Here is a 25,068-nt window from a genome sequence, read left to right as displayed (position 1 = left end):
ACCTTTGGTGAAAGACTGAATATTGACACAAAAGCAGGAATACTTGTTAATACAGTTAAAAGAGGAAATATGAAAAGTTATGAAGGTCACCCGATTATACCTCCATATTTTAGTTCATTTAAAGAAAAATATTAAAATTATAAGGAATCAATTTTTTTCGGATTAGAAAAAATCTGATTTTGTTTCTCCAGTTCCTCTAGGCGGTCTTTTTGCTCTAATATTATGTTTTTTACATCTTGTAATTCCTTATCGTATTGCATTTTTATACTGTTCATTTTACTTGTAAAAGAAATATAAGCAACAATTAAAGCTAAAACCGGAATTACAATTTGAACAAAGTTTTTAATCCAATCAAGAATGATAGACCAATGTTGATTTATATACTTTCTATTTGATAAAGCTGCAAATCCGTTTTTTTGGTCAATATAACAGCCCCTTTCCTCTAAGTGATAGAATATTATTTCTTCTGACTTATCAAGTTCAGATAACATTAACTCTCTTTGGTAACTATTGATATTTAATTCTTTTTCAATATGCTTAAATGATAAACCAACCAGCTCAGCAGGAATTACATGTGCCATTGACATTTTTTCGTTTACGCTTAAGAATTTTTGAGATAGTAGCCTTAATGTACGATGTTTTTTAAGATTGAACCTCATTAGTTTTTATTGCATTCAAATGGCTGCCCACATATGGATAAACGTAACGACACCATTATTTTCCTTATACATGGATCAATTTAAACAATTTGATATAAAAACCAAATACCCAGTCATCTCCTCTATTTTAAAAAGTTCATTTAAAGGAGTGTCTGAAATCCTTAAATAAACCCTTTGCCCGAAATCTTGAAATGTTTAATAATAGGTATCGAGAAATGAACTTTGAGTGGATCTTTAGAAAAATCTAATAAAGTAGAAGCTTAATGCTTTTGGTAGGAAACGATTTAAAAAACCTCTTTTGAATTTATGGATAGTTCAAACAAACCTGGGTTTAAGTAAACCAAGATGAACTTATATGTGTCACCTGAGAGATATATCGGATCAAAGATTTTTGTTGCTAAATTTTTATGGAGCAAAACCGGCCAATCTATTTCAATGGTATATTCGGGCGACCGTTAAAAAAAAAGGCGAAATTCTATTTTGACAAAATCATCATGAAAGTACAATTGTACGTACGAAGACTATATTTTTAACCAATTGGGCTCTATACGAGGTTGTCAATGCCACCTACTAAACTTTTTAGACAGCATGTGGAGTTTTTAAGGTTAGGCAATTTTTTTAGTGAGGTAATCTGTTCTTTAGCAGCCCATATAAAAAGGTCCCTGCAATAGCGCCAAGAACGACTACCAAAATAGAAATATAACCAGCTCCCGCAAGTACATACATTGGTCCCGGGCAAGCACCCGCAAGTGCCCATCCCAAACCGAAGATGATTCCACCTATTAGGTACCGGACAACGCTTTTATTCTTGGGCTTCAAGTTCATTTTCCCTCCGCCAAGTGGTTTTATGTTTTTACGTTTGATAATCTGCACGCCCATAATTCCGATTACCAAAGCCGAGCCGATAATCCCGTACATATGGAAACTTCCGAACTGAAACATTTCATAGATACGAAACCACGATGCGGCTTCAGATTTGAACATTATTATTCCAAAGAAAATACCAATGGCTAAATAGGTGATGTACTTCATTACTAAAATATTAAGGGATAAATTAAATGTACCATAACAAGACCACCTATAAAGAAACCTATGACGGCTATAAGTGAGGGTAACTGTAGATTACTCAATCCAGAAATTGCGTGACCCGATGTACAACCACCAGCATACCGTGCTCCAAAACCAACTAATAGGCCACCAATCAATAACACGGCAATGATAAAAGGGTCGCCCAGTGCATCTGCTCCAAAAATTTCCGGTGGTAGGTAACTTTCTCCCGCACTCGTAATTTGATAATCCTCGGTGAGCTGTTGAGCAATTTCAGGATTTATTTCAACAGTGTTGTCGCTCATATAATTTGAGGCGATAAATCCACCAATGATCGAACCCAGCACCACCATTAAATTCCATCTTTCAGCTTTCCAATCGAATTTAAAAAAAACGGCTACTTTTCCTGCGCCCATAGCTGCACATGCTGTTCGTAGGTTTGATGACATTCCAAATTGCTTCCCTACGAACAATAAAACGAACATCACAAGTGCAATAAGTGGTCCCGCAACATACCACGGCCACGGTTCATATATCAAATCCATATCAATTATTTAAGCGACAAAGATGTAGCTTTTGCGGCAACAAAACTGTAACAAGTGTTACAGTAATACCAATTGCTTTCATATAATTTTAAACAAGAGAAAAAATTATGGCACGAACAAAAAAAAACCAATTCGAGTAGTCCCCAACAGCTATTGCATCTTATGAGAATATCAGCTCCCGCAATCACATGGGCAGGTTTTCTATTGATAGTATGGGGATTTCAATCTTGGAACAGAATTCAAAACAAGATATATCCGAGTTCGTTTTCTTTCTTTTTTAATGCTATTCTGGAGAAAGAGAGGATATGAATTGAATTTTAAGATCTCAATTTTAGCCTTTTGATAAAGTTGGGTAACAAAAGTTACATTCAAAACCTATAGCTTCTTTTACATTTGCGATACTCGTGAAAATCAATACTTACATAGCCTTACTGCTCACATTCGTCTTTTTGGCAAAATTCATTGCCATTGACGCTAATGGTGCGAATGTCTTACTTGCTGGAAGTGATATCACTTTTGTCAATCCTGATTGTAAAAAGAAATATTCCCCAAAACAAATCAGGACCACCAAAAAGCTTCCGCAAATTCATTTGGCAGCTCCACAAGTAATTCCATTAAGTGGGCTGTGCACCTCTCTTTTTCAATTTGAACAATTCTCTTGGGAAACAAACTTTCTAAATCCCATAGTGGTCTTTTACGAACATTTTTCTTCAAAATTAAGTTATCGATACGGAGATAATACTTCTCCACCACCTCGGTCGGCCTAATTCCCTTTTTTAAAACTTAAGAATGGTGCTCTGGATCTGGTTTTTATTGGGCTAAAAAATGAGTCGGATTGAACTATTACGAACAAACACCACACAATATATAACATTCTGAAACATCGCATTGATTGAAGACAAAAATTTTAATTAGCCGTCGTTCCATACAATTGCTGCGCATAATGGTAAGTGGCATATTTCTCGTAGCGGGTTTTAATCACTTGCTCAATATAGAGAAAACTGCACAACGAATAGAAAAGGCAAGCTTTAAGGGCATCGCTCATTTTTTTGGCGACCCGCAATTGCTCATCATTCTGTCCGGTATCGTAATGCTTATAGCAGGTTTTGTATTCCTGATTGGGTATAAAACAAAATGGGCGGCAATAATCCTGATAATGGTTCTATCACCCATAACACTAACGGTTCAAGTTGGTCAAATAACAACGCTTGGACCGCTCTTTAAAAATATAGCAATTTTAGGTGGACTTCTTTTTTTTATACTGAATGATACCGATAACCTTTTAAATAAATCAAAATGAAAACATACATGATCAGCTCCATCTTTTTAATGCTAACCTTTTTTGGTACCGTAGAAACCCAGGCACAGCAAATCGATACAGATAGAAACAACTATGTGGTCCTCACTAAAAAGATTCCACAGCTACAACCAATACTCTTAACCGCGGAAGCTCTTAAAGCTGAAGAAGGGGAAGCCTTTGGTGATTTCGAGGTCATAATCTGTGGTAGGGAAATAGGCGATATTACCGATGGCAAAAAAATGAAAAACTTTATTCAAAAAGCCGAAAAGGTTGGTGTAAAGTTGGTTGCGTGCGGTTTTTCGCTGAATAAATTCAAGGTGGATAAAACAAAAGTTCCAAAAGAAATGAAGGTGGTTGAAAATGGAATACTATATAATTTCCAACTTCAGAAAAAGGGATTCAAAAGTTTAAGCCTCTGATTATGACAATATTTAACAGAGCTATATCAACGACTATTCTACTTTTAGGAATACTTATAGCAGCGATTTCCTGCAAATCAGAAAAACAGGACAAAATGGATAACAAAACAGATACAATAGACACTTTGAGTATTACTGTATTACAAACCGCTGATATTCATGGACAGCTTGACACACATCCCGAATTGTTTTGGGAGGATGAAAAAGTCGTCTTCAAAGACCGTGGAGGACTAGCCAATATTAAAACTCTTTTTGAGCGAGAACGTCAAAAAAATCCCGACCGGACCATTATCGTTGATGGTGGCGACCTTATACAAGGGAGTGGTTATACCGCATTATCTGAAGGTAAAGTGATGCCTAATATCATTAAAAATATGGGCTATAATGTAATAATACCCGGCAATTGGGAAGTCGTCTATGGCAAGGATATAATGATGAATGTTATGAAAGGGTACGATACCGATGTAATCGCCCAGAATATGTACCACGATAAAACAGAAGAACAATTATTTCCTGCCTATTCCATAAAGGAAATCGAAGGAATCCGTATAGGTTTTATAGGTATTAATGACCCGGCCGTTCCTGTTAGACAGAACCCCAATTTTAGCGAAGGCATTACTTTTAGTGGTCTAGATGACAAGCTAAAAAAAATGGTGGACGATATTAAAGTGAAAGAAAAAGTAGATGTACTTTTCATGGTCACACATATCGGTATTTTTAAACAAGTTGAACTCGCGGATAATCCAATTGCTGAAAATGTGGATTATATTTTAGGCAACGATACACACGAAAGAGTACGTGAACCCATTCAGGGGAAGTATGCCAGGGTTACAGAACCAGGTGCATTTGGTTCTTTTGTTGGGAAGTTGACGCTACATTTTGTGGATGGAAAATTGGTCGGCGATGAGTACGAACTTATAGATGTGGATCCGGAACTGTTCCCTGCCGACAAAGAGGTACAAGCACTTGTAGATGAAGTAAAAGCACCTTATAAAGACTATTTAGAAACCGTGGTCGGTTATACCAAAACGCCTATCTATAGATATTTAACTGTTGAAAACCCAATGGACAATATGATTACTGATGCCGCACGTTGGAAAACAGGTGCGGACATTTCCATTTCAAACGGTTTTAGGTTTGGCAATCCAATTGTTCCAGAAAAAGGGAAACCTGCGCCAATTACAAGGGCAAACCTTTGGAACCTGCTACCTGTAAATGAAAAGGTAAAGACAGGAAAAGCCACTGGAAGGCAGATAAAAGATTGGTTGGAGAAGGAAATGCACAATGCCTTTTCCCAGGACCCAACGGAACGATTTGGTGGATGGTTGGTACGGTTTTCAGGGATGGAGGTCAATTTTAACAGCCAAAGTGATAAGGGCAACCGCGTCAACACCATAACCGTAGACGGAAAGCAAATGCAAGATGAAAAATATTACACGATTTCTGCCTGCGTGAGACCTGGAGACCCGCTTGACAATCTTTGTAGGATGGCGAATGTGAAGGATGTTGAAGTAAAGGACTACGCCATCCACGAGGTTGTTGAACAATACCTTAAGAAAAAATCGCCCGTATCTCCTACTTTGGAGGGAAGGGCGTATTGTGAATATCTTGGCACCTATTCTTTTTCGACCGTTCCCAAAACTGATTATCATTTTCACTAAAAATCAAAACCATGAAAAAAGATAAAAAACAAGATGCCGGCAAAAAAACCCGGATACTATATGGGATTTTTGCGGTAGTGGCCATTACACTTTATGTTACGGGAATGCATACCGAAGTAATGGGTTTTGCACAGCGCGGAATACTTGCAACCGGTTTGTTTAATCCGGACCTTAAGGAAATTACCAAGGTACAGGAGGATAGAAATAACCAGGGAGATGCATCAAAGCTCATTAAGGCAGATTTTAACCTGAACCTGATAGACATTAATGGGAAAACGGTATCGCTCAAGGAAATGAAAGGGAAAGTGATTTTTATGAATTTTTGGGCAACCTGGTGTCCACCTTGTGTGGCAGAGATGCCAAGTATAGCTAAAATTCAAGAGGAAATGGGTGATGAAGTCGTTTTTGTAATGCTATCCTTTGATAACGATTTTGAAGTGGCAAAAGCTTTTACAGAGCGTAAAGATTTTAACCTTCCTATATATGCGCCGGCAGACAACCTTCCTACCATGTACCAATCGTCCGCCTTGCCGACAACTTATATTATTGGTGCCGATGGAAACTTGGCATTGACACATAAGGGTATGGCAGATTATAGTGATCCAGGATTCAAGAAATTTTTAAATGGCTTAAAATGAAATATTCTTCTTAAAATAAATAATGTTGAATATAAAGAACCGCATCAAACCAAAATTGAATGCGGTTCTTACTTTTGATAGCGAAGTTAAAATTTTGATGATTTAATATCTTAGGGTATTATAAGTTTCGCTCCATAACCTATTTTGTACTTTCATGTAGTGCTCTAAATAAACCTTCGTGTTTTCTTTTTATTATTTAGGTATTCCAAAATGTTCTGGGCAGGCAATTTTTTTCGTACTTGGATTTGGAATAAAATAGGGCCAGCGACAACATTGTGATCAAAGCCTTAAATAAAGATAGCTGATTTACCGCGTGGCCCAGGCCCGAAAAAATCAACGCGGTATATCATAGGGTGCTATTTTAAAAGCTCCTGTTGTAATCAATTTTCTATTGAAACTGGCGTTGGAAAGTGGGCGGTGTTGAGTTGTAGCAGTGCAAGTGTACCCAAAGCACTCCCAAACGCACGCAAACAAATCCGGAAAGCGTTGCCATCCGGGAATGTTCATCGTGATTATTGTTATGGGAATAGATCAATAATAAAGATACCTATAAATGGATATTTTTTTAGGATTTGGAGAATCAATCTTGAAAATCTTTGACATCATCACTTAAATCGTAAACAATTGTACCATTTAAACTTTTCTCAAGGATACTGCTACCGACTGCGCTACGATAACCACCTGCGCAATGCACAACTATCGGTTTGTCTGTTGGGATTTCAGTCGCAGTATCCCGTAAATCATTTAAAGGATGTGAAATAGCGGAATCAAAAAACTTGCCATTTTCCACTTCACTTTTGTTACGAATATCAACAATTGTATAGTTGTCAGGATTCTTTTTGAAATCATCCAGATCCAGTTTTTCATTTTTTACCAAATTTTCACCGGAAAGTGTAATGACTTTTCTGAGCATTTTTTCATATCCTATTTTTGCTACCCGTTGCAATAGAATATCATTCTTTTCTTTGTTATCTATGACCAGGGTAAATGTGTCTTCTGGCTTGATGATGGAACCCAGCCATGTTTCAAATTTTGAATTTTCAGAAACTGCCTGAATATTAATGCTTCCTTTTATATGCCCTTTTTTGAAGGTTTTCTCATTTCGCACATCAATGATAAGACCTTTGGCGGTAGATCTTTCAGCAAATGGAACTTTCGCAATGGCAGGTTCTAAATTGTCGGCACCTTTTTTATTGGTTTCAACGTCAAACTCAAAATAATACGGAATAAAGGGTTGCCCTTCGAGTATAGTATCCAAAAATTCTTGTTTGGGTTGCTTTTTGAAAGCCCAATTGCCCATACGCTCGTCGCCCAGCGTACTACTGGCTGCATCGCTTAGATTTTTACCACATAGGGAACCAGCGCCGTGAGCTGGGTAAACGATCGCATCATCTGGCAGATCATTGAACTTTGTCGTGATGGTGTCGAACATCATTTCGGCGAGTTCTTCGCGCTTGGCCTTCATATTTCCTGCCTTCTCACGTAAATCTGGACGCCCTACATCGCCTATAAATAAGGTGTCGCCTGTAAAGATCGCAGTTTCTGTACCTTCAGTTGCAACGATGGTAATACTGTCTGGCGAATGACCCGGTGTATTGATGGCCTTTAGTTTGATGTTTCCCAACTCAATACTATCGCCTTCATCAAAAGATCGGTGCGGGTAATCAGCTCCCATTTTTTTACTATTGAAAATAGTCGCACCTGTTTTTTTATGAATTTCTAAGTGTGAACTCACAAAATCTGCATGGGGATGTGTTTCTATAATTGACACAATATCAGCAGCGTTAGCTTTTGCAAAAGCGTAATACTGCTCTGGGTTTCTCTCGGGGTCTATGACCGCCATTTTACCATCGCTCACAATAGCATAAGAATAATGAGCAAGCGGTTTATATTCAAACTGTTTGATGTTCATAGTTTTTAAATTTTATATAAAAGTAAAAAAGCTTATAACCACTTGCTGTAACCTTTGATACATAAATCCATTTTAGTACCTACACAGCGTCGCCTTTAAGCATTTTATTCCAGTATGAATATGGAAGTCCATATTTCTTCAATCCACTGGCCCATGTTCTCAGGTTAAAAAGGCGTGGCCTTTTCCATTTTGTAGCCTTGTATGTGCAGGACTACAAAGGTCAAATCGCCAAACTTGAATTCCTGACCGTTTTTTGCGGTGATGGCCTCAAAATTTGGATAGGCGCTAGGACCTTAAATGATAGGCGCTCCCGTTTTTGAAGAAATAATCGTTTTCCAGTTGTAATATACTGAAAAGGATTCTTTTGCCACTCCTTGATAATTGTCCGTGATCATCAATCATCAAGTTCTTTATATATAATATAAACTCCCATTATCAGCACAAACCAGCCAAATGCTTTTTTCAGCCTATTTCCATCCACAAAATTATTTAACCGTGTCCCTATGAATATTCCAACTACTGAAATGGATGTGAATATTAGCAAAAAAGACCAATCTATGTCGTAGATCTGCATATCTCCCAGAAAACCTATCAATGAATTAATGGCAATTATAAAAAGAGAGGACGCGACCGCTTTTTTCATTGGCAGTTTTGCCAAAAGAACCAGGGCAGGTATAATTAAAAACCCTCCGCCAGCACCTACCAACCCTGTTACAAGGCCAATAAAAAACCCCTGTATTATCAATAGGTAATATTTGTTTTTTTTCGATTCAATATGTTTGCCTGGTTTTTGTTTGGTATTTCGGATCATTGTAATCGAGGCCAAGAGCATTATAAAAGCAAAAAAAATCATAACGAACAAGTTCTTTGTGACCACAAAATTACTGACCTCAAAGAGTTTGTCTGGAATTGCCGGGATTATATAAGCTCTCGTTAGATATACGGCGCTAAGGGCCGGTATGGAAAAGATCATGGCAGTTTTGAAGTCCACCTTACCCTTCCTCATATTTTGAAGGGCGCCCACCAGTGAGGTCGTACCCACCACAAACAATGAATATGCCGTTGCAATTACCGGATTAAAGGACAGCGTATACACTAGTATAGGTACAGTCAGGATGGAGCCACCACCACCTATCAGACCCAGCACAAGACCTATAAAGAGTGCTCCAATGTATCCAAAAATTTCTACAATATCCATTAACTATAGATTTATAGAACAAATGTAGGGTGCCCGACGGGCCAATCTTGGTAACCAATGTTACAGGAATTCAATAAAACTGCGGTGCAGTTTTATTTTAGAGTCGTTTTCCATTTTTTTAAGAAGTCTGGAAACGACCACACGGCTCGTGTGAAGATCTGCTGCGATTTCTCTATGCGTGGTATACAGGTGTTTGCTGTTAATTATCTCAACTTTGTTATTAAGGTAATTTTCCAGACGCTCATTCATATTACTAAAGGCAATATTATCCACGCTCTCTAAAAGTTCCATCATGCGGGCGTGATAGCTGGCGAAGACAAAATTACGCCACGTTTTATATTTGCCGGACCATTCTTCCATTTTACCTACCGGTATCATCAGTAGTTTTACCGGTGTTTCCGTTATAGCGTGTATTTCACTCTTGGTGCTACCCACACAACAGGTCATTGTCATTGCACAGGTATCTCCTTTTTCAAGATGATATAGCAGGAGTTCGTCCCCTTTTGAATCGGGTCTCATGATCTTGATACTGCCCGACAGTAATAGGGGCATTGATTTGATATACTGTCCGGGCTTCATCAGATTCTTACCTTCTGGAACATCCATAAAGGTAGCAACTTGACTGATTTCATCTATAAGTGCAGGCTCAAATTGAGAACCGTAATGTTTTCTGAGCTCTTGAATCATTTCCTACTTTTTAGCTGTTCCCAGATCATATTTAAAAAATAAACGGAAGCAAATTGATTTTGAAAACCCTTTCAATATAAGGCATTCTAATCAAAAGCAGCCCAAACATACTTAGGAGTATTTCTGTTGGTCCAAAACCCAAACCAAATTAAGGATAATTACATAAATAGCAACGTCCAGGGCTAATATGAAAATGAATTCATCTTGCTTTCAAAATATTTTCTAAAGTCCATGAAATTCAATAAAATTTACTTGATCCTCCGTAGTCAGTTTAGTTTGTTTTAATACTGCACAACGTAGGGATAAGAGTAAAATTACTCTTATATCCTTTATAGGATCACCAATTTAAACAATTTACATTTTAACTACATTATACAAAATCAACAGTTATACAAAAGTTCATTTAAAGGAGTGTCTAAAATCCTAAAATAAACGCTCTGCTGGAAATCTTGAAATGTTCAATAATAGGTATGGGAAAATGAACTTTGGGAGGGGATTCAGAAAATTTACTTAAGTAGAAGCTTAATGCTTTTGGTGGAAAATGATTAAAAAAACCTCTTTTGAGTCTAGGGGGTAGTTCAAGAAAGCCTGGAAATAAGTAAACTAAATCTTTTCTTGACACTATTTTCTTCAAAGTTCATTTATAAGCTGGAAACTAAACCTTCAAACTGTCCAGTTCTTCGGGGGGAGCTCAATTGTAAAACGAGCCTAAAATCGAAGGTTCGCATTAGAAGAGAATTGCGGGAAATTGCCTTCCATAACAAAACCCACCGTGGGATACAAGACTTGGCAATTCTGCTAAATTCTAAAATTCGAGGTTGGATCCAATATATGGGAAGATAAGCCGCAGGAGCCTGCAACCGGTGTTCTATTACCTGCACAACCGTATGATCAGATGGGCATTGAACAAGTACAAAGGTTTCAAGGGAAGCAAGATTAAAGCCGTTAAATGGCTTAGATTTGTTACAAGGTCATATCCAAATCTCTTCTACCATTGGGAATTGGGTTACAAATTGGTCTAAATAAATAAGCCATACCCACTCCATAACAAGGGCCGTATGAATCGAGAGGTTCACGTATGGTTCTGACAGAGGTTTAGGGGTGAAACTCCCCTTTACCTATTCGACAATGCGTTCGGCTTTTTTTCTGTTGGTATAATACTTCCCAAACTGGTTCAAATTCTAATTTGTCAAAGTCAAAGGAATGTAAACTATTCTCTTTATAAATTCCGTTGCTAAAAGTGTCTTGTATCCAATTTAAAAAAGTCCAATTTCCTGTTTTTTCAGGCTGGTTCCACCTTCTTGTTTTTAAGATTGTTGCCTTTGAGTTTATTTTTTCTGACAAGTCTCTCAAAATGAGTTTCGAGTCAAGTTTTAAATTCTTTGCAATTGAAACTACTATAAAATACCCGAATTTTATATCACGTCTATTTTCAAAGTCCCGTTCATTTGATATCGTAATATAAATGTCGGGCGGAGTTTGTCTTTTGTCGCAAATTGTCCAAATTGGGTTCCATAGTTCAAAGTTTAAAAAGTACTCTTTTGGGTCATTAGGTATTGTCCACTTATCGTGTGATTGTTCATCCCATTTCAGTCGTCCAAGTTTTATGTCCGAATGAAAGGTAAATTCTTTGTTTTCCTTTTTAGAAATCCGCTTTTCAGGTTTATATTTTACGGCCTTAATTCCTGTCTCTTTAAGGTTTTCAGTTTGTTTTATTAGTAAATCAAAATATGGTTGAAAATCGGACTTCCAATTATTTTCTATCCAAGGAGATTTGTTTTCATCTGTCTGCCCAAAAATCAAATAAAAGTCATACTGCCTATTCCAACTTGAATCAGCATTGGTGAAATTCTCGTGAAGGTTTACAAACTTTTTTCCTAATTTCGTTATTAGATTCATTTGTAGCCTTACCCGTTTTAGGACACCATAAAATTCGATAAATAGTTGTTATTTAGTTCAGGTTTGATGAAGAATTTGAATTCTTCATCAAACCTGGGCATATATTCTTTTGGGGATTTGTTCCCCAGGGATTTATGTGGATGATTGAAATTATAATCCTCCCTCCAGTTATCACTGATCTTCTGAAGCTGATAGATATCATTAAAGTAATAGGCATCTAAGATATCTTCTCTGAAGAAGCGGTTAAAACGTTCTACATATCCATTTTGCATTGGTTTACCGGGTTGTGTGTATTTGATTTCAATAATGTTGCTCTCACACCATTTTGTGAATGTCTTCGAGATAAATTCCGGGCCGTTATCGCACCTTATATATCTTGGCGTTCCCAGCTCTTCTTTGAGGTTGTTCAATGTCTCCACTACGGCCCTGGCGGGATAAGAAAGTCCTGCATCAATAGCAAGGGCCTCTCGGTTACAATCGTCGATTACATTAAATACCCGTACTTTTCTACCATCTGTAAGTGCATCACTCATAAAATCCATACTCCAACATTCATTGAGCACGGCAGGCGTTTCCAAAGGCTGCTTTACGCGTTTTATTAAACGCTTTTTATGTTTGCGTCTAAGACCGAGCTTCATCTCTCGATAAACCCGTAACACACGCTTTCTGTTCCATTTTAGACCTTCACGACGAATCTTGTGATAGTATTCATCAAAACCTCGGGTGGGATAGGCATCTGCCAGCTCAGTTAACTTATCAATGACTTCGCTATCGTCCTTTTTACTACGGTAGTACCACATTGACCTGGCAAGCCCTACAACATTACAGGCCCGTACAACCGGTACTATAAATTCCTTGATGAGATACTTGACCCGAACTCTTTTGTCGGAAGGCCTTAGAACTTTTTTGACAGTACGTCCTTGAGCATTTTGTTGTCCAGGCTCACATCGGCATACATCTGCTTGAGCCTCGCATTTTCCTGCTCGAGCTCTTTTAGGCGCTTGAGCTGCTCTTGCTCCATACCCCCATACTTCTTGCGCCAATAATAAAAGGTACTCTTGTCATAACCCAACTCTCTGGATAGATCCCCAACCGACCTTCCCTGTTCATTCTCCTTAAGAGCTTTGATTATTTGGCCCTCGCTAAACTTGCTGTTTTTCATCGTGACAGTGTGAGTTTAAAATTAGTAAATTCGAATTAACAACTGTCCTGTTTTCGGGGAAGCCTACATTTTCCAACTAACTGGATAGAATTTATCATAATCAAATATGAATTTCCATTCATTATTTATCGTCTTAAGAAACTTAGTTCGCTTTTCTTCGGACAGGTTTAAATAAAATTCTCTCTTTTTGATGGACTGCTCGAGATAATCGATACTTTTCTCATCAGACGCAAGTACTCGCTTTTGTTCTTCCGTTTCTGCTTTTATTCCACGTTGTTTTAATCCGTATCTCATCCAAATTTCAAAACGACCGTCTAATTCATTATCGCTTAATGAAGAGTTTGAGAGGTAATTTTGAACAAGATAATTTTCGATTGCTGTACGGACAAGAACCTGGATTGAAAAAGGATCAGAAATCGGGACTTTCAAATTTGCAGATTGCGATTCTATTGAAATGCCTTCTACAAGCTTTTTAATTGAAAAACCATGAACTACAAACTTTTGAGTTAATAGATTTATATAATAAAATCTTTCCTGTTTTATATTGGTTTGCTCATTTTTAACTCGAAAGTTTACCAAATTCAATATGACATCCATTAATTTATTAAAATGAACCAAGTGCGAATCACTGTCATCATCCAACATGTCTTTTGAATATTCTATGAATTTAATTAGGTCCAAAGTTTTTTTCGAATGATGTACAACTATACTATATAAGATTATTTGCGTTGCTCAACCACTTAATTTGATAAATACACACCGAATAGAAAATCCCATAGGGTTTTCTTAGCCAGGCAGCAGCAATTAATTTTAAATAGCTTAAGCATTATTTTTTTTCGCGTATTTGAAAAAATCACGGATTATTTTCAAATTCAGCGTTTTCTTATTTGTCGACCAATAATCATATGCTTGTTGAATCGAACCAATCGGAATTCCTGCATTAAAATTAGGTGCTCCTGGAATTCTATGTGGATCAGGTTCGATATGTTTTTCTTTAGCTAATTCCATAACAACGTGCTTGTTACATTTAGCAGCTTCGGTAAGCAAATCCATTGCTTCTTTTCCATTATTTTTTAGAATGTCGTAGATCACTCTGCCATAAAAGAATTCAACAATATAATCGCCATCATATTTGTCTAACAAATTTTTAAATTCTTTGTAATCTTTTAATTCCAGATAACATTCTAAAAGCAAATATCTAATCCCTTGGTTATCATTTTCGTTGTAAGATAAATTCTCTCTGTAAAGTTCGATTGTTCTCGAGAAATCTTTTCGATATTGATATTCAAGTCCTAAATTTTGGCAAGCCCTCAAAAAAGGTCGGTTATCCATATTTGACCAAATAATTCTATCATTTTTTTCATCGAATTCTTTTGGGAATGCATTTTTCCCAAGTAGATATGAAGTCAGTGCATAATGAAAACTTTGAGTTACCTTTTTTTGATTTCGATACGAGATACTTACATGGGTATAAGCGTCTAAATGGCATTCTGAAAAGTTACTAATGATCTTCTGTAATCTTTTTTGGCATTCGTTTTCGTCATAATCTAAAAAATCAATGGCTTCCCAGTATTCATCGAAAACTTTATCCATTTCTTTTGGAAAATTGAACCTCCAGTCATCGTAGTATTTTACTAATTTTAATTTCATTCTTCAAATTATTCTCAAAGATATAAGAGTAAAGTTACTCTTATATCCTTACCAGTTAAAGGTTTTCGTTTGTAGAAATGTCAGACTAGGTCAATATCTATTTAAAAGTTCATTTAAAGGAGAGTCAGAAATCCTAAAATAAACCCTCTGCTGGAAATCTTGAAATGTTCAATAATAGGTATCGGAAAATGAACTTTGGGTGGGGATTCAGGAAATTTACTTAAAGTAGAAGCTTAATGCTTTTGGTGGAAAATGATTAAAAAAACCTCTTTTAAGCCTGGTGGATAGTTCAAGAAAACCTGGGTTTTTTTGCTCCAACTAAGAAGAATTTGAATTGGAGCACATCTTATTAAATATTAACATCTTTCTGATATGTACTGAAACTGTTTGCAGACATTATTCTAATTAAAAGACTGTCTGAATTCTACCGGGGAAAGGCTAGTTTTTGTCTTGAAAAGTTTGCTGAATGATTGTGAATGTTCAAATCCCAATCCGTACGCAATTTCACTCACGGACAACGCTGTAGTTGATAGTTTCTCCTTCGCTTTTTCAATCAATTTGTTATGTATATGTTGTTGTGTGGTTTGCCCTGTGAGCGACTTTAATAGACCGCCCAAATAATTGGGAGAAACATTTAGAGTTTCAGCGATAAAATGGGCAGTTGGCAATCCTTTGTTGATTGTATTGTCGTCATTAAAATAATCTTCCAGGATGTATTCTAATTTATCTAAAACCTGATGATTGCTTTTTTTCCTGGTAATGAATTGACGTTGGTAAAATCGTTCACAATAATTTAAAATAACCCCAATCTGTGCGATGATGATATTCTGGGTAAATTGATCAATTCCTGATTGATATTCCTTTTCAATGCCTTTAAAAAGTTCAATTAAGATCTCTTCTTCTTTTTCGGAAACAAATAAAGCCTCGTTCACGTCATAACCAAAAAATTTATAGTCATTTATGATTTTGGACAAGGGTGTATTCCAGATAAAATCGGGATGAAAGGCCAGAATATACCCGGAAGGTCTTTTTTCGGACTTACTGATATTTAATTTTACCAATTGCCGTGGTGCAATAAAGGACATCAATCCTTCATCAAAATCATAGTGACTTTGACCGTAATGAAATTTACCCTGAATATCTCTCTTGAACCCCATAAAATACAGATCCTGAACCCAAGTGATTTCCGATTCCTCAATCTGATAGTCGACTAAAGAATAATCAATTAGGCTAATCAACGGGTGTTGTGGTTTTGGCAATCCTGTAATTCTGTGAAATTCAGAGATGGTCTCGATCGTATATAATTTCCTGTTGGTCATAAAACCTAAAAATTAAGGGCAACAGTTTTGCTGCTGCCCTTTCAAAATTAATAATCGGTAGATGTACTTAAAGCTTTAAAACCAGAAATTTGATCCTTTAGTTTGCTCAATTTATCTACAGCAATTTTAAAGGCATCAGAACCCAAAACCAAATTAACCGGAGGATTTTCCATATTCACCAGTTCCAACAATGCCCAGGCTGCTTTTTCAGGGTCGCCGGGTTGATTTCCGTGGATATCTTTTTCGTGTGTAGTTTGAAGTTGCCTTGCCGCAGTGTAAGAAGCAATTTCATTTTTTGGAGTTCTAAGAGAACCACTAGTTAAGAAATCTGTACGAAAATAACCAGGGTAAACTACAGTTGCATGAACTCCGAACTCCTTCACTTCGGCCGCCAGTGATTCTGTGAAACCAACAACGGCAAATTTGCTGGCGCAATAGATGCCCCAACCTGCAAAATCCCCTGTCATTCCTGCTATTGAGGAGATATTGATTATTGAACCGCTTTTTTGAGCTCTTAAATGAGGCATTGCGTTTCTGATTACATTCAATGAACCGAAAACGTTAGCATCAAAATTCTGCCGGCTTTCCAAATCGGTAGTCTCCTCCAGTGTTCCCAGTTGGCCGTATCCTGCATTGTTCACCACCACATCTAATTTCCCGAATTTCTCGATCGTTTTTGAAACTGCGGCAGCAACAGAATTTTCGTTTACCAAATCTACCTCTATTGGAAGAAAAGATGCACTCTCTTCACTTATTGCCTCATGAAGAGCAGTACTATTTCTTGATGTTGCTGCTACGGAATAGCCTTCTGCCAACAGTTTGTTTACCAATGCCAACCCTAAACCTTTAGAAGCTCCTGTGACGAACCAAACTTTTTTTGTGTCCATTTTTTATTGTTTAATGAATGATTATTACAAAGCAAAATTGGTCAGAATATAATATTTTGATGTAGCCGAATCAATGCTCTTTGTAACTGAAACAAAGATTAATTTAAGACTATCTAATTCTAATGGTGAAGTGTAAACTACTCTTAATTAGAACACCGTATGGGAAGTGGGCATGATTTAAAAGCAATATGCATTTGGTGGAAAACGATTAAATATAACTCAAATGAAAAGCCTCCTATAACTATAACTGAAAGTTAAAAAAATGGTGGGAATTTTTGCTCCAAATTAATAGCTAATTAGATTGAAATACAATTTATATGGTCTGAGTTTTATGTTGTGCAAGGTTTTTATAATTCCTCTTGGATATTATAAACGTCGATATGATTTGTAATTGATGAAACAAAACCGGCATTAAATCGTTTCATACATTTTGCAAGATCGGCAAAATTAATTTTAAAGTTAACTGATTTAATGTCCGCCACATTTTGATTTTCTTCTAAATATTTTGATATTTCATCAAAAGATGATCCATATTTTTTCTTATCTAAAAGAAGAGCAAAGCAATAAAATGAATTATCACTACTAACATTTTTAAGAGAACTTGAACCAAAATGAATTCCAACTAAGAAATATTTTTCCATATTCACGCCTTTTTCTTCGCATAACTCATTAAAATCGTATGAATCACTTCGGTCAACTTGAACCAATCCACCATAATCTCCGTATTGCGTATTTACAAGATTTTCAAGAATTTCTAGATTAAATTTACTGTAGCTCATTTTTTTATTTTAAATTTAAGTGTTGTCATTTACAATTCAGTATTGATAGATCATTTTTTAAAAGTTCTCCATTAACTTTTTGGGGAAGCCTACACTTTGGTGTGATGATTTACGAACCGCCGTATACCAGACCCGTATGTACGGTGGTGAGGGGAGCACCGTGGTCTTATCGCTCACGGCCTCCTGCTCGATTAGCTGTAGGCCTTATTTATCAATATCTATGACGCTATCTTCACCAAACCACCCCTTAGCTTTTGCTATTACTTGTGCATCAGGATTATAAAAGAAAACTGCCAAATTTTCCTTAGCCCTTGTACAACAAACATAAAATATCTTTTGCGTTCTAGCCAATACGCTTGCCGAGCCTGTTTCTAAGAAAAGATTTTCAAAATTATAATTGTTCCAACCGCCATTATCAAGTACTACTAAGACATTGTCGAATTCTGCACCCTTGATTTTGTGTTGCGTTGAAAATGGTGTTTGTCCTTCAAGGTATCCATATAGTTTTTGAAATTCACTAAACTTAACATTCTTCACTCGCTTATATAAATACTCCTTATTCTCTTTAAAAGCAATTAGCTTATCATCAATCAAACAAATCCCCTTTTCGTTTGCATCATTAATGACTTGTTCAATTGTATTATCTCCAACGTTCACAAGAATTTCGATGTTTTCCTTTAAGGCTTTTTTACTTGCGATACTTATTATTCTATACCTATAATCGGTTACTCTCAAAAATTCATTATATTTTTTGTTCTGATAGAGAGAGATATTTTTCTGGATTTTGAATAGATGTTTAATGAGATTATCTCTTTTAGAGCCTTTCCTATTTTCATCATCTTCGTCTTGTTTTTTATCATCAATTAGGGCATCTTTATTTAAATAGATTTTTCTTACTTCAGAGAATGGTTTATCCTTTAGCTGATTGTACAATTCTGCTTTTATAGGATCTGCCAATAAAATATCTTTCTTCAGGACTCTTTGTCTATTTTTTAGTTCGAACTTATCTACAACAGTATCGAAAGTATCATCTTCATTAATTTCAATTTTAGGTCTATTATTTTTCTTATTATCCTTAATTTTATTAAGGATATCCGTTTTCAAACCAATGACAGGGTCATCATCATAAATATCCATCAGGTTTCTAAAACCTGCTTGCCTGCTATTAAATTGTGAGTGAGATTAAGTTCCTTAGTTTCCTTTGAATTATTAAAATCCCAGGCGTAATTTGCTGTTAAAAATGCTTCAACCTTATTAATATTTGCATCAGTGGAATGCAGAAACAAAACAGTACCTGGCTTTATTACTCCATTATCCATATTGGGAGCTTTCGGGTCGGTAGATGGTTCTTGAGTTATAGCATCAGTACGAAGTTTGTTCGCCAAATCAATAACAAGTTTGGGATTTCTTCTATTTTGTTTTTTTGGAATTTCGTTTACTTGTTCTGCATCATCTCCCTTATAATCGTCTAAGTTACCAATGCCATCTTCATAAATTGATTGCATAGCATCTCCAAAAAAGCCTATGATATTTTTTCTTTCACTTCTCTTAAAATGTGTAAGAAATGTTTCTACGACAGCTTTACTTGTATCCTGGTATTCATCAATAAAAAAGAATTTGTATTTATCTTTTACGATGCTGCTAAGTTTGGGATACTTTTCAAAGAGATAGTTTGCTACTATAAGTAATTCATCGTGAGATATAATTCCTTCACGTATTCTAACAAACTCTTTGTACTGTACACCATCAGGTAAAATGGAATAATAATTATCCGGAACGGGATTGACTTCTTCAATAGAAATTTTGGTTATTTCCTCATTATTCGATAAGGAAATAAGTGCTTCTTTAAGCTCTTTTTGAAAGTGTTTAATGTTATCCCATAAGAAATCGTGTATCGTAGATACATTAAGATTTTTGTGATTTACTCTTTCTTCAATTTCTTTAACAGCTGCATTAGTATATGTCATACAAGCAACCTTAGCTGTTGAATTTTCAACTATTGCTTGTCGAATTACATTCACTAATGAATAGGTTTTTCCACTGCCTGCACCTCCGCTCAATAGAAAGTTTCTGCTATTATCAATAGATTGAAAAATTTCCTGTACTTCTGGTTCTAAATTTAATCGTCCTTCAACCATAACAAACCATTTTTAATGTAAGCAGGAATATTCCAATTACTGAATTTTTCATCACTGTGGTATAAGATATCCAAAGCAAAATGTGTTTTCTTCTTAACACAATTCGCTGCTAAAACATAAGGGCTTTTCGCATCATCATCAAAATCAATAGTATTTTTTATCCCTTGGAAAGTATCTTTATTTCGTTTTACAAATGCTCTATTTAGGTGTATAAAAGCATCTTCAAAACTTCTTGCGTGATAGGTGCTTTCTTCCTGTTGGTAACATATACAAACTGTGGAACTCCCGACAGTAATTGTTCTATTAGCAAGAGGTAAGGATTTTAAGTCGTCCCAAGTTACAGCATTCAAGAAATGATTAATTGCTGAATTACTTGTTTTTGTGCCCTCACTTACAGGGTATGCTCCCCATTCTTCTTTCCCTGTTGCATTTTGACCTGTTACTTTTATAGAATCTATGTCTGTTAATATCACTGATTTAATACCCAAGAAGTCAATAAACTTCTCAAAGATTTGAGAATAAGCCCCAACTTCGATAATTGATATATTTTGCGATAAAAGCGGTAAGAAGGTATCTTCATTTCCTTCAGCTTCTAAACGAGAAGCCTCTTCCAAATCAACTTTTCGCATAAAAGTTGGTATCAAAATTCTTTCTGTATCTCCCTCAATAAGAACAGCTTTATCAGCAAAAAATATTTCAGCTCTACTAATCGTTAGATATTGCTTCAAGAATTGATACTGTTTTGGGACAGCATCATATTGAGTTCTTAAATCTTTCAGGTTTTTCGCAGTTACATTATTCTTTGTTATTGCTTTCAAATATTTAATATCATCGAAATCGCTATCTGCGACAATGTGAGATGAATGCGTTGTGATTATGTACTGTAATGGTCTGTTTATACCATCATCTCTTTTGATGCCTTCTCCAAGCAGTTTTTTTATATTTTTTATAAAGACATACTGCATTTGGGGATGGGTATGAGCTTCCGGTTCTTCTATAATAAGCAAATTAATATCTGCTGGCTTTTTGTCTTTATCTTTTTTGAAATCCTGTACAAGAATTTCAATTTCAAAAATCATACTTATTAGATTCATATAACCCAAACCGTTATAATGCTCTGGTAACTTATGGTCATCGTGAGTGTACACCACTGTAGTATTCCCTTCAAGCAATTCTCGGTGTTGCAGTGTTGAAATAATTGCTATATCAGTATCATTCAACTTAATGCCACCAAAATCCTGTACCTTTTTTATTACATCTTTAAACAAGTCTTTGTAGATGTCGCTTAAGGTACTATCGGTCTCCGAAAGCTGGTCTTTGAAATCTTCTGTAGTTTGGGTCTTATCGCTACTATCTTCTTTCTTTTTATAAAGGCTAGAAGTTTGTTTTGAGAGTGTGTTTTCCTTTTCCTTATTTGTCACGTCTCTCCTTGCACTTATGTATTTGAAGCTGATAATATCTTTTAAATTAATATTTTCACTAATAAGGTCGATTGGTTTAGTTTCGGTAATCTCTTTTGTAGCAGTATCGTACTCAAAAGAGAATTTATGAATTTTAAAGTAAACTTCTAAGTTTTGCTTTAAAAAATCTTTTAGTTCCCTTGGCCTATATTCTTTCTTCTTAACATTTTTGGCATTTTCACTGGCTGCGAAGGCTCCGTAGTCAGCTTTAATTTTTAAAAAATCATCATAGATTACAGTGTACTCAAAACCTAAAACAATATTATTATTATCAGGGTCTAAATCCATCAATACTCTGCTAACATTAGATAAGTCATCAGTATCGTTATATTCAATATAAATTTTCAGTTTAATGCCTTTGGGTAGGAATTCGTCGGGAACATCAGCCAACTTGATTAAACCTTCTAACTCGTTTTTAAAATCAATATTGAAATCATCATAAGAAAATTTACTTTTCTCATTTATAAATTTATCAAGAACTGACAGAATAGAAGTCTTTCCTGTATTGTTTTTCCCGGTAACAAGAGAAAGTTCATTTTCAAGGTCCATTGAGAAAGTCTTCAGTAATCGAAAATTTTCAACTTCTATTTTTTTTATTTTCATATTAGTGTTGTTCGATCTGCATTGTGTTTGTAGGCTTACAGCTAACTTATGGATATTAGTAAATTTACTTTTATCCATTATACTGAACAATTTAGTGAATTTTGATTATAATGATAATATACGAGATTAGTTGCCTTTTGAAAGTTCATTTAAACGAGGAGCTGAAATCCTAAAATAAACCCTCTGCTAGAAATCTTGAAAAGTTCAATAATAGGTATGCGAAAATGAACTTTTGGAGCTTGAGAAGATCTACCTGAAGGAAAGGGCAAAATGCTTTTTGGAGAAAACGATTAAAAAAACCTCTTTTGAGCCTGGTGGATAGTTCAAACAATCCTGGTTTTAAGTATACTAAAGTCCTCTGTTAACATAAATATTATATTTATTCACTCGAAAACTAAACTTTAATTTGTCTAATCCAATGGTGAAAGGTCGTTTTCGAGAAAGCTTATAATCAGGTTTTAAAATGATGCAGGAAAACTATTTTCTAGATATTATATTAGTTTTGCAACAATTGATACTTTAAAATGAAATTTAAAAAAATCCTCCTCACAATATGGAACAATATTTTTATTGTAACTACAGTTCTTGGGGTCACGATTTTCTTAATAGGGATGGGCTGGCGTGGTAAATATCATTTGGCGGGTAAGTCAAATATTTATATTGCCGGGTTTGGGGCAATTCTAACCATACCATTTTTAATATATTTGATAAGGATCACAATAACTGATAGGAAGCTCTGGGATGAAAATATCAAGCGAATTAATAGGTTAAAGAAAACAGGGGATAAACTGATAATCAATTTGGACGAATTAAAAATTCATACCAATAGCTATATGCAGGAAGTATCTGTTGGCAGTGGATACAACCAGAGAAATGAACGTGTGCAGATGCATAATAATCTCATAATACTTGATATTCCCTACCGCAATCAACGCATCCGTTTCAAATCAAATATTAATATGGAACCGATTAAGTTAAAATTACATTTTGCGGTTAAAGGTAAGACCGAGCTGTACATTGACCGTCAAGATCCAGATAACAATTATTTTGATCTGACCTTTTTGAACAAATAGAAATCTCTCAAGCTCTATTTTATTGATTATTTAATTGACTGTAAAAAATCAGAATATCTGATGAGTTAGCACCTAATTTGAAAGTCTAAAGAAACCTGCGTTTTTTTGCTCCAAATTAATAAACACAAAGATTGGATACTGTCGTGTTTTGCGCCTTACTTGTTTTTGACGTCATTAAATATTTCCTCCCAAGGCATTTTGTCCAATTAAATCCTATCAATAGCTGAATATAAATGAACTGACAATGATTAGCAGTTTGTTATTTGTGATGTCGTAGCTACGCAAGGTGCAGTTATATGCTATACATATAATCACAGCTGCTTACTTTCGATCAAAAATTGATTCTTCAAAGTCTTTAAAAACTTCCATGTCCGCCGTAATTATTTCAGATAGTTGTAGCTTGAATTTTTCTGAGTTGATACTGGTTGTAACTCCACAAAAATTTTTGATTCTATTAGTTTCATCCTTTACATTTTGATTGATTATATCCTTAACAAAACTATCATATTCATCTTCATTAAATGTCAGATTATTTAACGAACAGAATTTCTCCAAAACTTCCTTGTCAAACAAATAATTCTCTATTTCCCACCTTCTTAGAATACGATAATTCTCAGAATTGGTTTTGAGATAAACTTGCCTATCGTTTTCATCGTTTTGTTTACCCGAAGACACATCACGATCTTTCAACACCCAAATTTCAATATTAGAAAAAACTTTTGTTAGAATAGCCAATGCTATTTCACTACGTTGATCTAATTCTGTGTTTCCACCACTTGAGATAAATAATGTGTCGTGGTGCTTTTCACCGAAAATGTTGTTAAAAACTTTAGCATCAAAACCTTTCTCTTCACCATTCTTTCCAGGTTTATCTTTCCCTTCGCAGTATATTATTCGTTTTGGACTAACTAATCCAGTTAGGTCATCCAGTGCGGTTTCAAAAATGGTTTTCCAATTATAGCGACTTTTCGTAATAGGGTGCAAAATTTGTGCTTCAGATGCCCATTTTCTATCACCTTCAAAATGAATAATCTGACATTCATTTTTCAAATCTACTTGAAGGGCTCGCAGAAAACCTACACTATGTGTTGCAACCCATACCTGGCAGTTGGGTCCTATTAATTGGTTAATTTCAAGCAGCAGCTTCTTTTGAATAGCAGTATTAATGTGAAGTTCGGGTTCATCAATCAAGAAAATGGAATCGTTGTAGTCATCCTTTCGAAGATATAAGTCTAATAATATGTCAACTACTTCCTTTTCACCAGAGGAAAGTACATTAAATTCAAAATTAGAGGAATAATCGGATTTTGTAAAATATAAAGTTCCTTCGTTAGCTTCTATATCTCCTATACTTACAATTTCTAAATCAAGACAATTACCTATTGAACTGTTGAGATCACCAATTATCTTAGCTTTCGCTTCACTTGGCCGACAATCTGCTTGATTAAGATATTTTCTGTATTTAATGTAAAGCCTTCTATAATTTTCTTCCATTTTATCGTCGAGATCGGAAGATGTTGAAGCTCCATAGTTATTCAGTCTTAGTTCTGAAGTAGCCTGTGATTGAGATACTTTTAGATTACTATTATAACGATAGGGGCTTCTTAAAGAGAACAATGTTTTGTCTTTTCCCTCCTTAGCTTTCAATTCTCTTACACTTTGATATGAGCCTTGGTCAAATTCAAGTGATATATTTTCCCAGTTGTAATTGGGGGTTCCACTCATAGAATGATAGCTGTAGTCTTTAGGTCCTTTGCTACCAATATAACCATATGCATTGTGAATGAATAGCATCCCATCCATAACGCTGCTTTTGCCACAACCGTTTGGGCCAATAAGTGCAACTATTCTGTGAGGATTATCACCTAAATCAATAGTCAGATCATGAAATCTTCTATAACCATTTTTTAGTCGAATTTTTTTAACTTTCATCGTTATCTACTTTATTAATTACTAACGTATGGATGAACTTACCGCTACGATTGTATATCGTATATACGCACAATTTAAAGAATTTGATTAGAACAACTAC

25 protein-coding genes are annotated in these 25,068 nt (G+C 35.5%); 7 read left to right on the top strand and 18 right to left on the bottom strand.

Features of this window, described 5'->3' with window-relative positions; genetic code table 11:
• Positions 1 to 137: 137 nt before the first annotated feature.
• The 3 genes from P162_RS01700 to P162_RS01690 form a co-directional block, all read right to left on the bottom strand.
• The gene (locus tag P162_RS01700; protein ID WP_031425460.1) at positions 138 to 581 is read right to left on the bottom strand and encodes a hypothetical protein; all 444 of its coding nucleotides are present in this window, start codon (positions 579 to 581) and stop codon (positions 138 to 140) included.
• A 696-nt stretch (positions 582 to 1,277) separates the two neighbouring features.
• Positions 1,278 to 1,691: a DUF6691 family protein gene (locus P162_RS01695; protein WP_031425459.1), complete on the bottom strand. Its 414-nt coding sequence runs from the start codon at positions 1,689 to 1,691 to the stop codon at positions 1,278 to 1,280.
• Between the two features lie 2 nt (positions 1,692 to 1,693).
• Complete coding sequence (locus P162_RS01690) at positions 1,694 to 2,251, bottom strand: YeeE/YedE family protein (protein WP_031425458.1); 558 nt, start codon at positions 2,249 to 2,251, stop codon at positions 1,694 to 1,696.
• Positions 2,252 to 2,700: 449 nt separating this feature from the next.
• On the opposite strand from P162_RS01690, the gene P162_RS01680 reads away from it, so the two are divergent.
• From P162_RS01680 to P162_RS01660, 5 genes are all read left to right on the top strand, one after another.
• Positions 2,701 to 3,018 (top strand): hypothetical protein, encoded by a 318-nt coding sequence (locus P162_RS01680; protein WP_031425456.1) that lies wholly within the window; start codon positions 2,701 to 2,703, stop codon positions 3,016 to 3,018.
• Between the two features lie 125 nt (positions 3,019 to 3,143).
• Positions 3,144 to 3,551 (top strand): DoxX family protein, encoded by a 408-nt coding sequence (locus tag P162_RS01675; protein ID WP_031425455.1) that lies wholly within the window; start codon positions 3,144 to 3,146, stop codon positions 3,549 to 3,551.
• Positions 3,548 to 3,970: a sulfur reduction protein DsrE gene (locus P162_RS01670; RefSeq protein WP_031425454.1), complete on the top strand. Its 423-nt coding sequence runs from the start codon at positions 3,548 to 3,550 to the stop codon at positions 3,968 to 3,970. Before P162_RS01675 ends, P162_RS01670 begins: the two co-directional genes overlap by 4 nt.
• Before the next feature lie 2 nt (positions 3,971 to 3,972).
• A complete protein-coding gene (locus P162_RS01665; RefSeq protein WP_031425453.1) occupies positions 3,973 to 5,631 on the top strand; it encodes a bifunctional metallophosphatase/5'-nucleotidase in 1,659 nt (552 codons plus the stop codon).
• An 11-nt stretch (positions 5,632 to 5,642) separates the two neighbouring features.
• A complete protein-coding gene (locus P162_RS01660; RefSeq protein WP_031425452.1) occupies positions 5,643 to 6,269 on the top strand; it encodes a TlpA family protein disulfide reductase in 627 nt (208 codons plus the stop codon).
• Positions 6,270 to 6,849: 580 nt separating this feature from the next.
• Here P162_RS01660 and P162_RS01650 read toward each other — a convergent pair.
• The 3 genes from P162_RS01650 to P162_RS01635 form a co-directional block, all read right to left on the bottom strand.
• Positions 6,850 to 8,181: an MBL fold metallo-hydrolase gene (locus tag P162_RS01650; protein ID WP_031425451.1), complete on the bottom strand. Its 1,332-nt coding sequence runs from the start codon at positions 8,179 to 8,181 to the stop codon at positions 6,850 to 6,852.
• Between the two features lie 394 nt (positions 8,182 to 8,575).
• Positions 8,576 to 9,379, bottom strand: coding sequence for a sulfite exporter TauE/SafE family protein (locus P162_RS01640; protein WP_031425450.1), 804 nt, complete (start codon positions 9,377 to 9,379; stop codon positions 8,576 to 8,578).
• Between the two features lie 60 nt (positions 9,380 to 9,439).
• Positions 9,440 to 10,066, bottom strand: coding sequence for a Crp/Fnr family transcriptional regulator (locus P162_RS01635; RefSeq protein WP_031425449.1), 627 nt, complete (start codon positions 10,064 to 10,066; stop codon positions 9,440 to 9,442).
• 615 nt (positions 10,067 to 10,681) lie between these two features.
• Here P162_RS01635 and P162_RS17980 point away from each other — a divergent pair.
• On the top strand, positions 10,682 to 10,909 hold the full coding sequence (locus P162_RS17980; RefSeq protein WP_316931579.1) for a group II intron maturase-specific domain-containing protein: 228 nt from the start codon (positions 10,682 to 10,684) through the stop codon (positions 10,907 to 10,909).
• 252 nt (positions 10,910 to 11,161) lie between these two features.
• On the opposite strand, the gene P162_RS01625 is transcribed toward P162_RS17980, so the two are convergent.
• From P162_RS01625 to P162_RS01580, 11 genes are all read right to left on the bottom strand, one after another.
• Positions 11,162 to 11,965 carry a hypothetical protein gene (locus tag P162_RS01625; RefSeq protein WP_031425448.1) on the bottom strand — a complete coding sequence of 268 codons (804 nt, stop codon included), beginning with the start codon at positions 11,963 to 11,965 and terminating at the stop codon, positions 11,162 to 11,164.
• Positions 11,966 to 11,982: 17 nt separating this feature from the next.
• Positions 11,983 to 12,825, bottom strand: a complete 843-nt coding sequence (locus tag P162_RS01620; RefSeq protein WP_241077791.1) for an IS3 family transposase — start codon at positions 12,823 to 12,825, stop codon at positions 11,983 to 11,985.
• A gap of 35 nt (positions 12,826 to 12,860) precedes the next feature.
• A complete protein-coding gene (locus P162_RS17850) occupies positions 12,861 to 13,127 on the bottom strand; it encodes a transposase (protein ID WP_031425446.1) in 267 nt (88 codons plus the stop codon).
• 63 nt (positions 13,128 to 13,190) lie between these two features.
• Positions 13,191 to 13,772 (bottom strand): hypothetical protein, encoded by a 582-nt coding sequence (locus tag P162_RS01610; RefSeq protein WP_031425445.1) that lies wholly within the window; start codon positions 13,770 to 13,772, stop codon positions 13,191 to 13,193.
• Between the two features lie 174 nt (positions 13,773 to 13,946).
• On the bottom strand, positions 13,947 to 14,777 hold the full coding sequence (locus P162_RS01605) for a hypothetical protein (protein WP_031425444.1): 831 nt from the start codon (positions 14,775 to 14,777) through the stop codon (positions 13,947 to 13,949).
• A 401-nt stretch (positions 14,778 to 15,178) separates the two neighbouring features.
• Complete coding sequence (locus tag P162_RS01600; RefSeq protein ID WP_031425443.1) at positions 15,179 to 16,096, bottom strand: helix-turn-helix domain-containing protein; 918 nt, start codon at positions 16,094 to 16,096, stop codon at positions 15,179 to 15,181.
• A 47-nt stretch (positions 16,097 to 16,143) separates the two neighbouring features.
• Complete coding sequence (locus tag P162_RS01595) at positions 16,144 to 16,983, bottom strand: SDR family oxidoreductase (protein ID WP_031425442.1); 840 nt, start codon at positions 16,981 to 16,983, stop codon at positions 16,144 to 16,146.
• A 347-nt stretch (positions 16,984 to 17,330) separates the two neighbouring features.
• The gene (locus P162_RS01590) at positions 17,331 to 17,762 is read right to left on the bottom strand and encodes a hypothetical protein (protein WP_031425441.1); all 432 of its coding nucleotides are present in this window, start codon (positions 17,760 to 17,762) and stop codon (positions 17,331 to 17,333) included.
• Positions 17,763 to 17,966: 204 nt separating this feature from the next.
• Positions 17,967 to 18,899 carry a hypothetical protein gene (locus P162_RS17800; RefSeq protein WP_206340672.1) on the bottom strand — a complete coding sequence of 311 codons (933 nt, stop codon included), beginning with the start codon at positions 18,897 to 18,899 and terminating at the stop codon, positions 17,967 to 17,969.
• Positions 18,899 to 19,900 (bottom strand): UvrD-helicase domain-containing protein, encoded by a 1,002-nt coding sequence (locus P162_RS17795; protein ID WP_206340671.1) that lies wholly within the window; start codon positions 19,898 to 19,900, stop codon positions 18,899 to 18,901. The genes P162_RS17800 and P162_RS17795 overlap by 1 nt, the downstream gene beginning before the upstream one ends.
• Positions 19,882 to 21,963 (bottom strand): ATP-dependent endonuclease, encoded by a 2,082-nt coding sequence (locus P162_RS01580; protein WP_031428761.1) that lies wholly within the window; start codon positions 21,961 to 21,963, stop codon positions 19,882 to 19,884. Before P162_RS01580 ends, P162_RS17795 begins: the two co-directional genes overlap by 19 nt.
• Positions 21,964 to 22,487: 524 nt before the next feature.
• Here P162_RS01580 and P162_RS01575 point away from each other — a divergent pair.
• Complete coding sequence (locus tag P162_RS01575; RefSeq protein ID WP_031425440.1) at positions 22,488 to 23,036, top strand: hypothetical protein; 549 nt, start codon at positions 22,488 to 22,490, stop codon at positions 23,034 to 23,036.
• 321 nt (positions 23,037 to 23,357) lie between these two features.
• Here the strand turns inward: P162_RS01575 and P162_RS01570 are convergent, their stop codons facing one another.
• Positions 23,358 to 24,968: an AAA family ATPase gene (locus tag P162_RS01570; RefSeq protein WP_031425439.1), complete on the bottom strand. Its 1,611-nt coding sequence runs from the start codon at positions 24,966 to 24,968 to the stop codon at positions 23,358 to 23,360.
• Positions 24,969 to 25,068: the final 100 nt, after the last annotated feature.

The organism is Flavimarina sp. Hel_I_48 (genome assembly GCF_000733945.1).
Taxonomy (GTDB): domain Bacteria; phylum Bacteroidota; class Bacteroidia; order Flavobacteriales; family Flavobacteriaceae; genus Leeuwenhoekiella.
The sequence above is the reverse complement of the archived record's forward strand: the minus strand, read 5'-3'. Positions and strand labels throughout refer to the sequence as shown.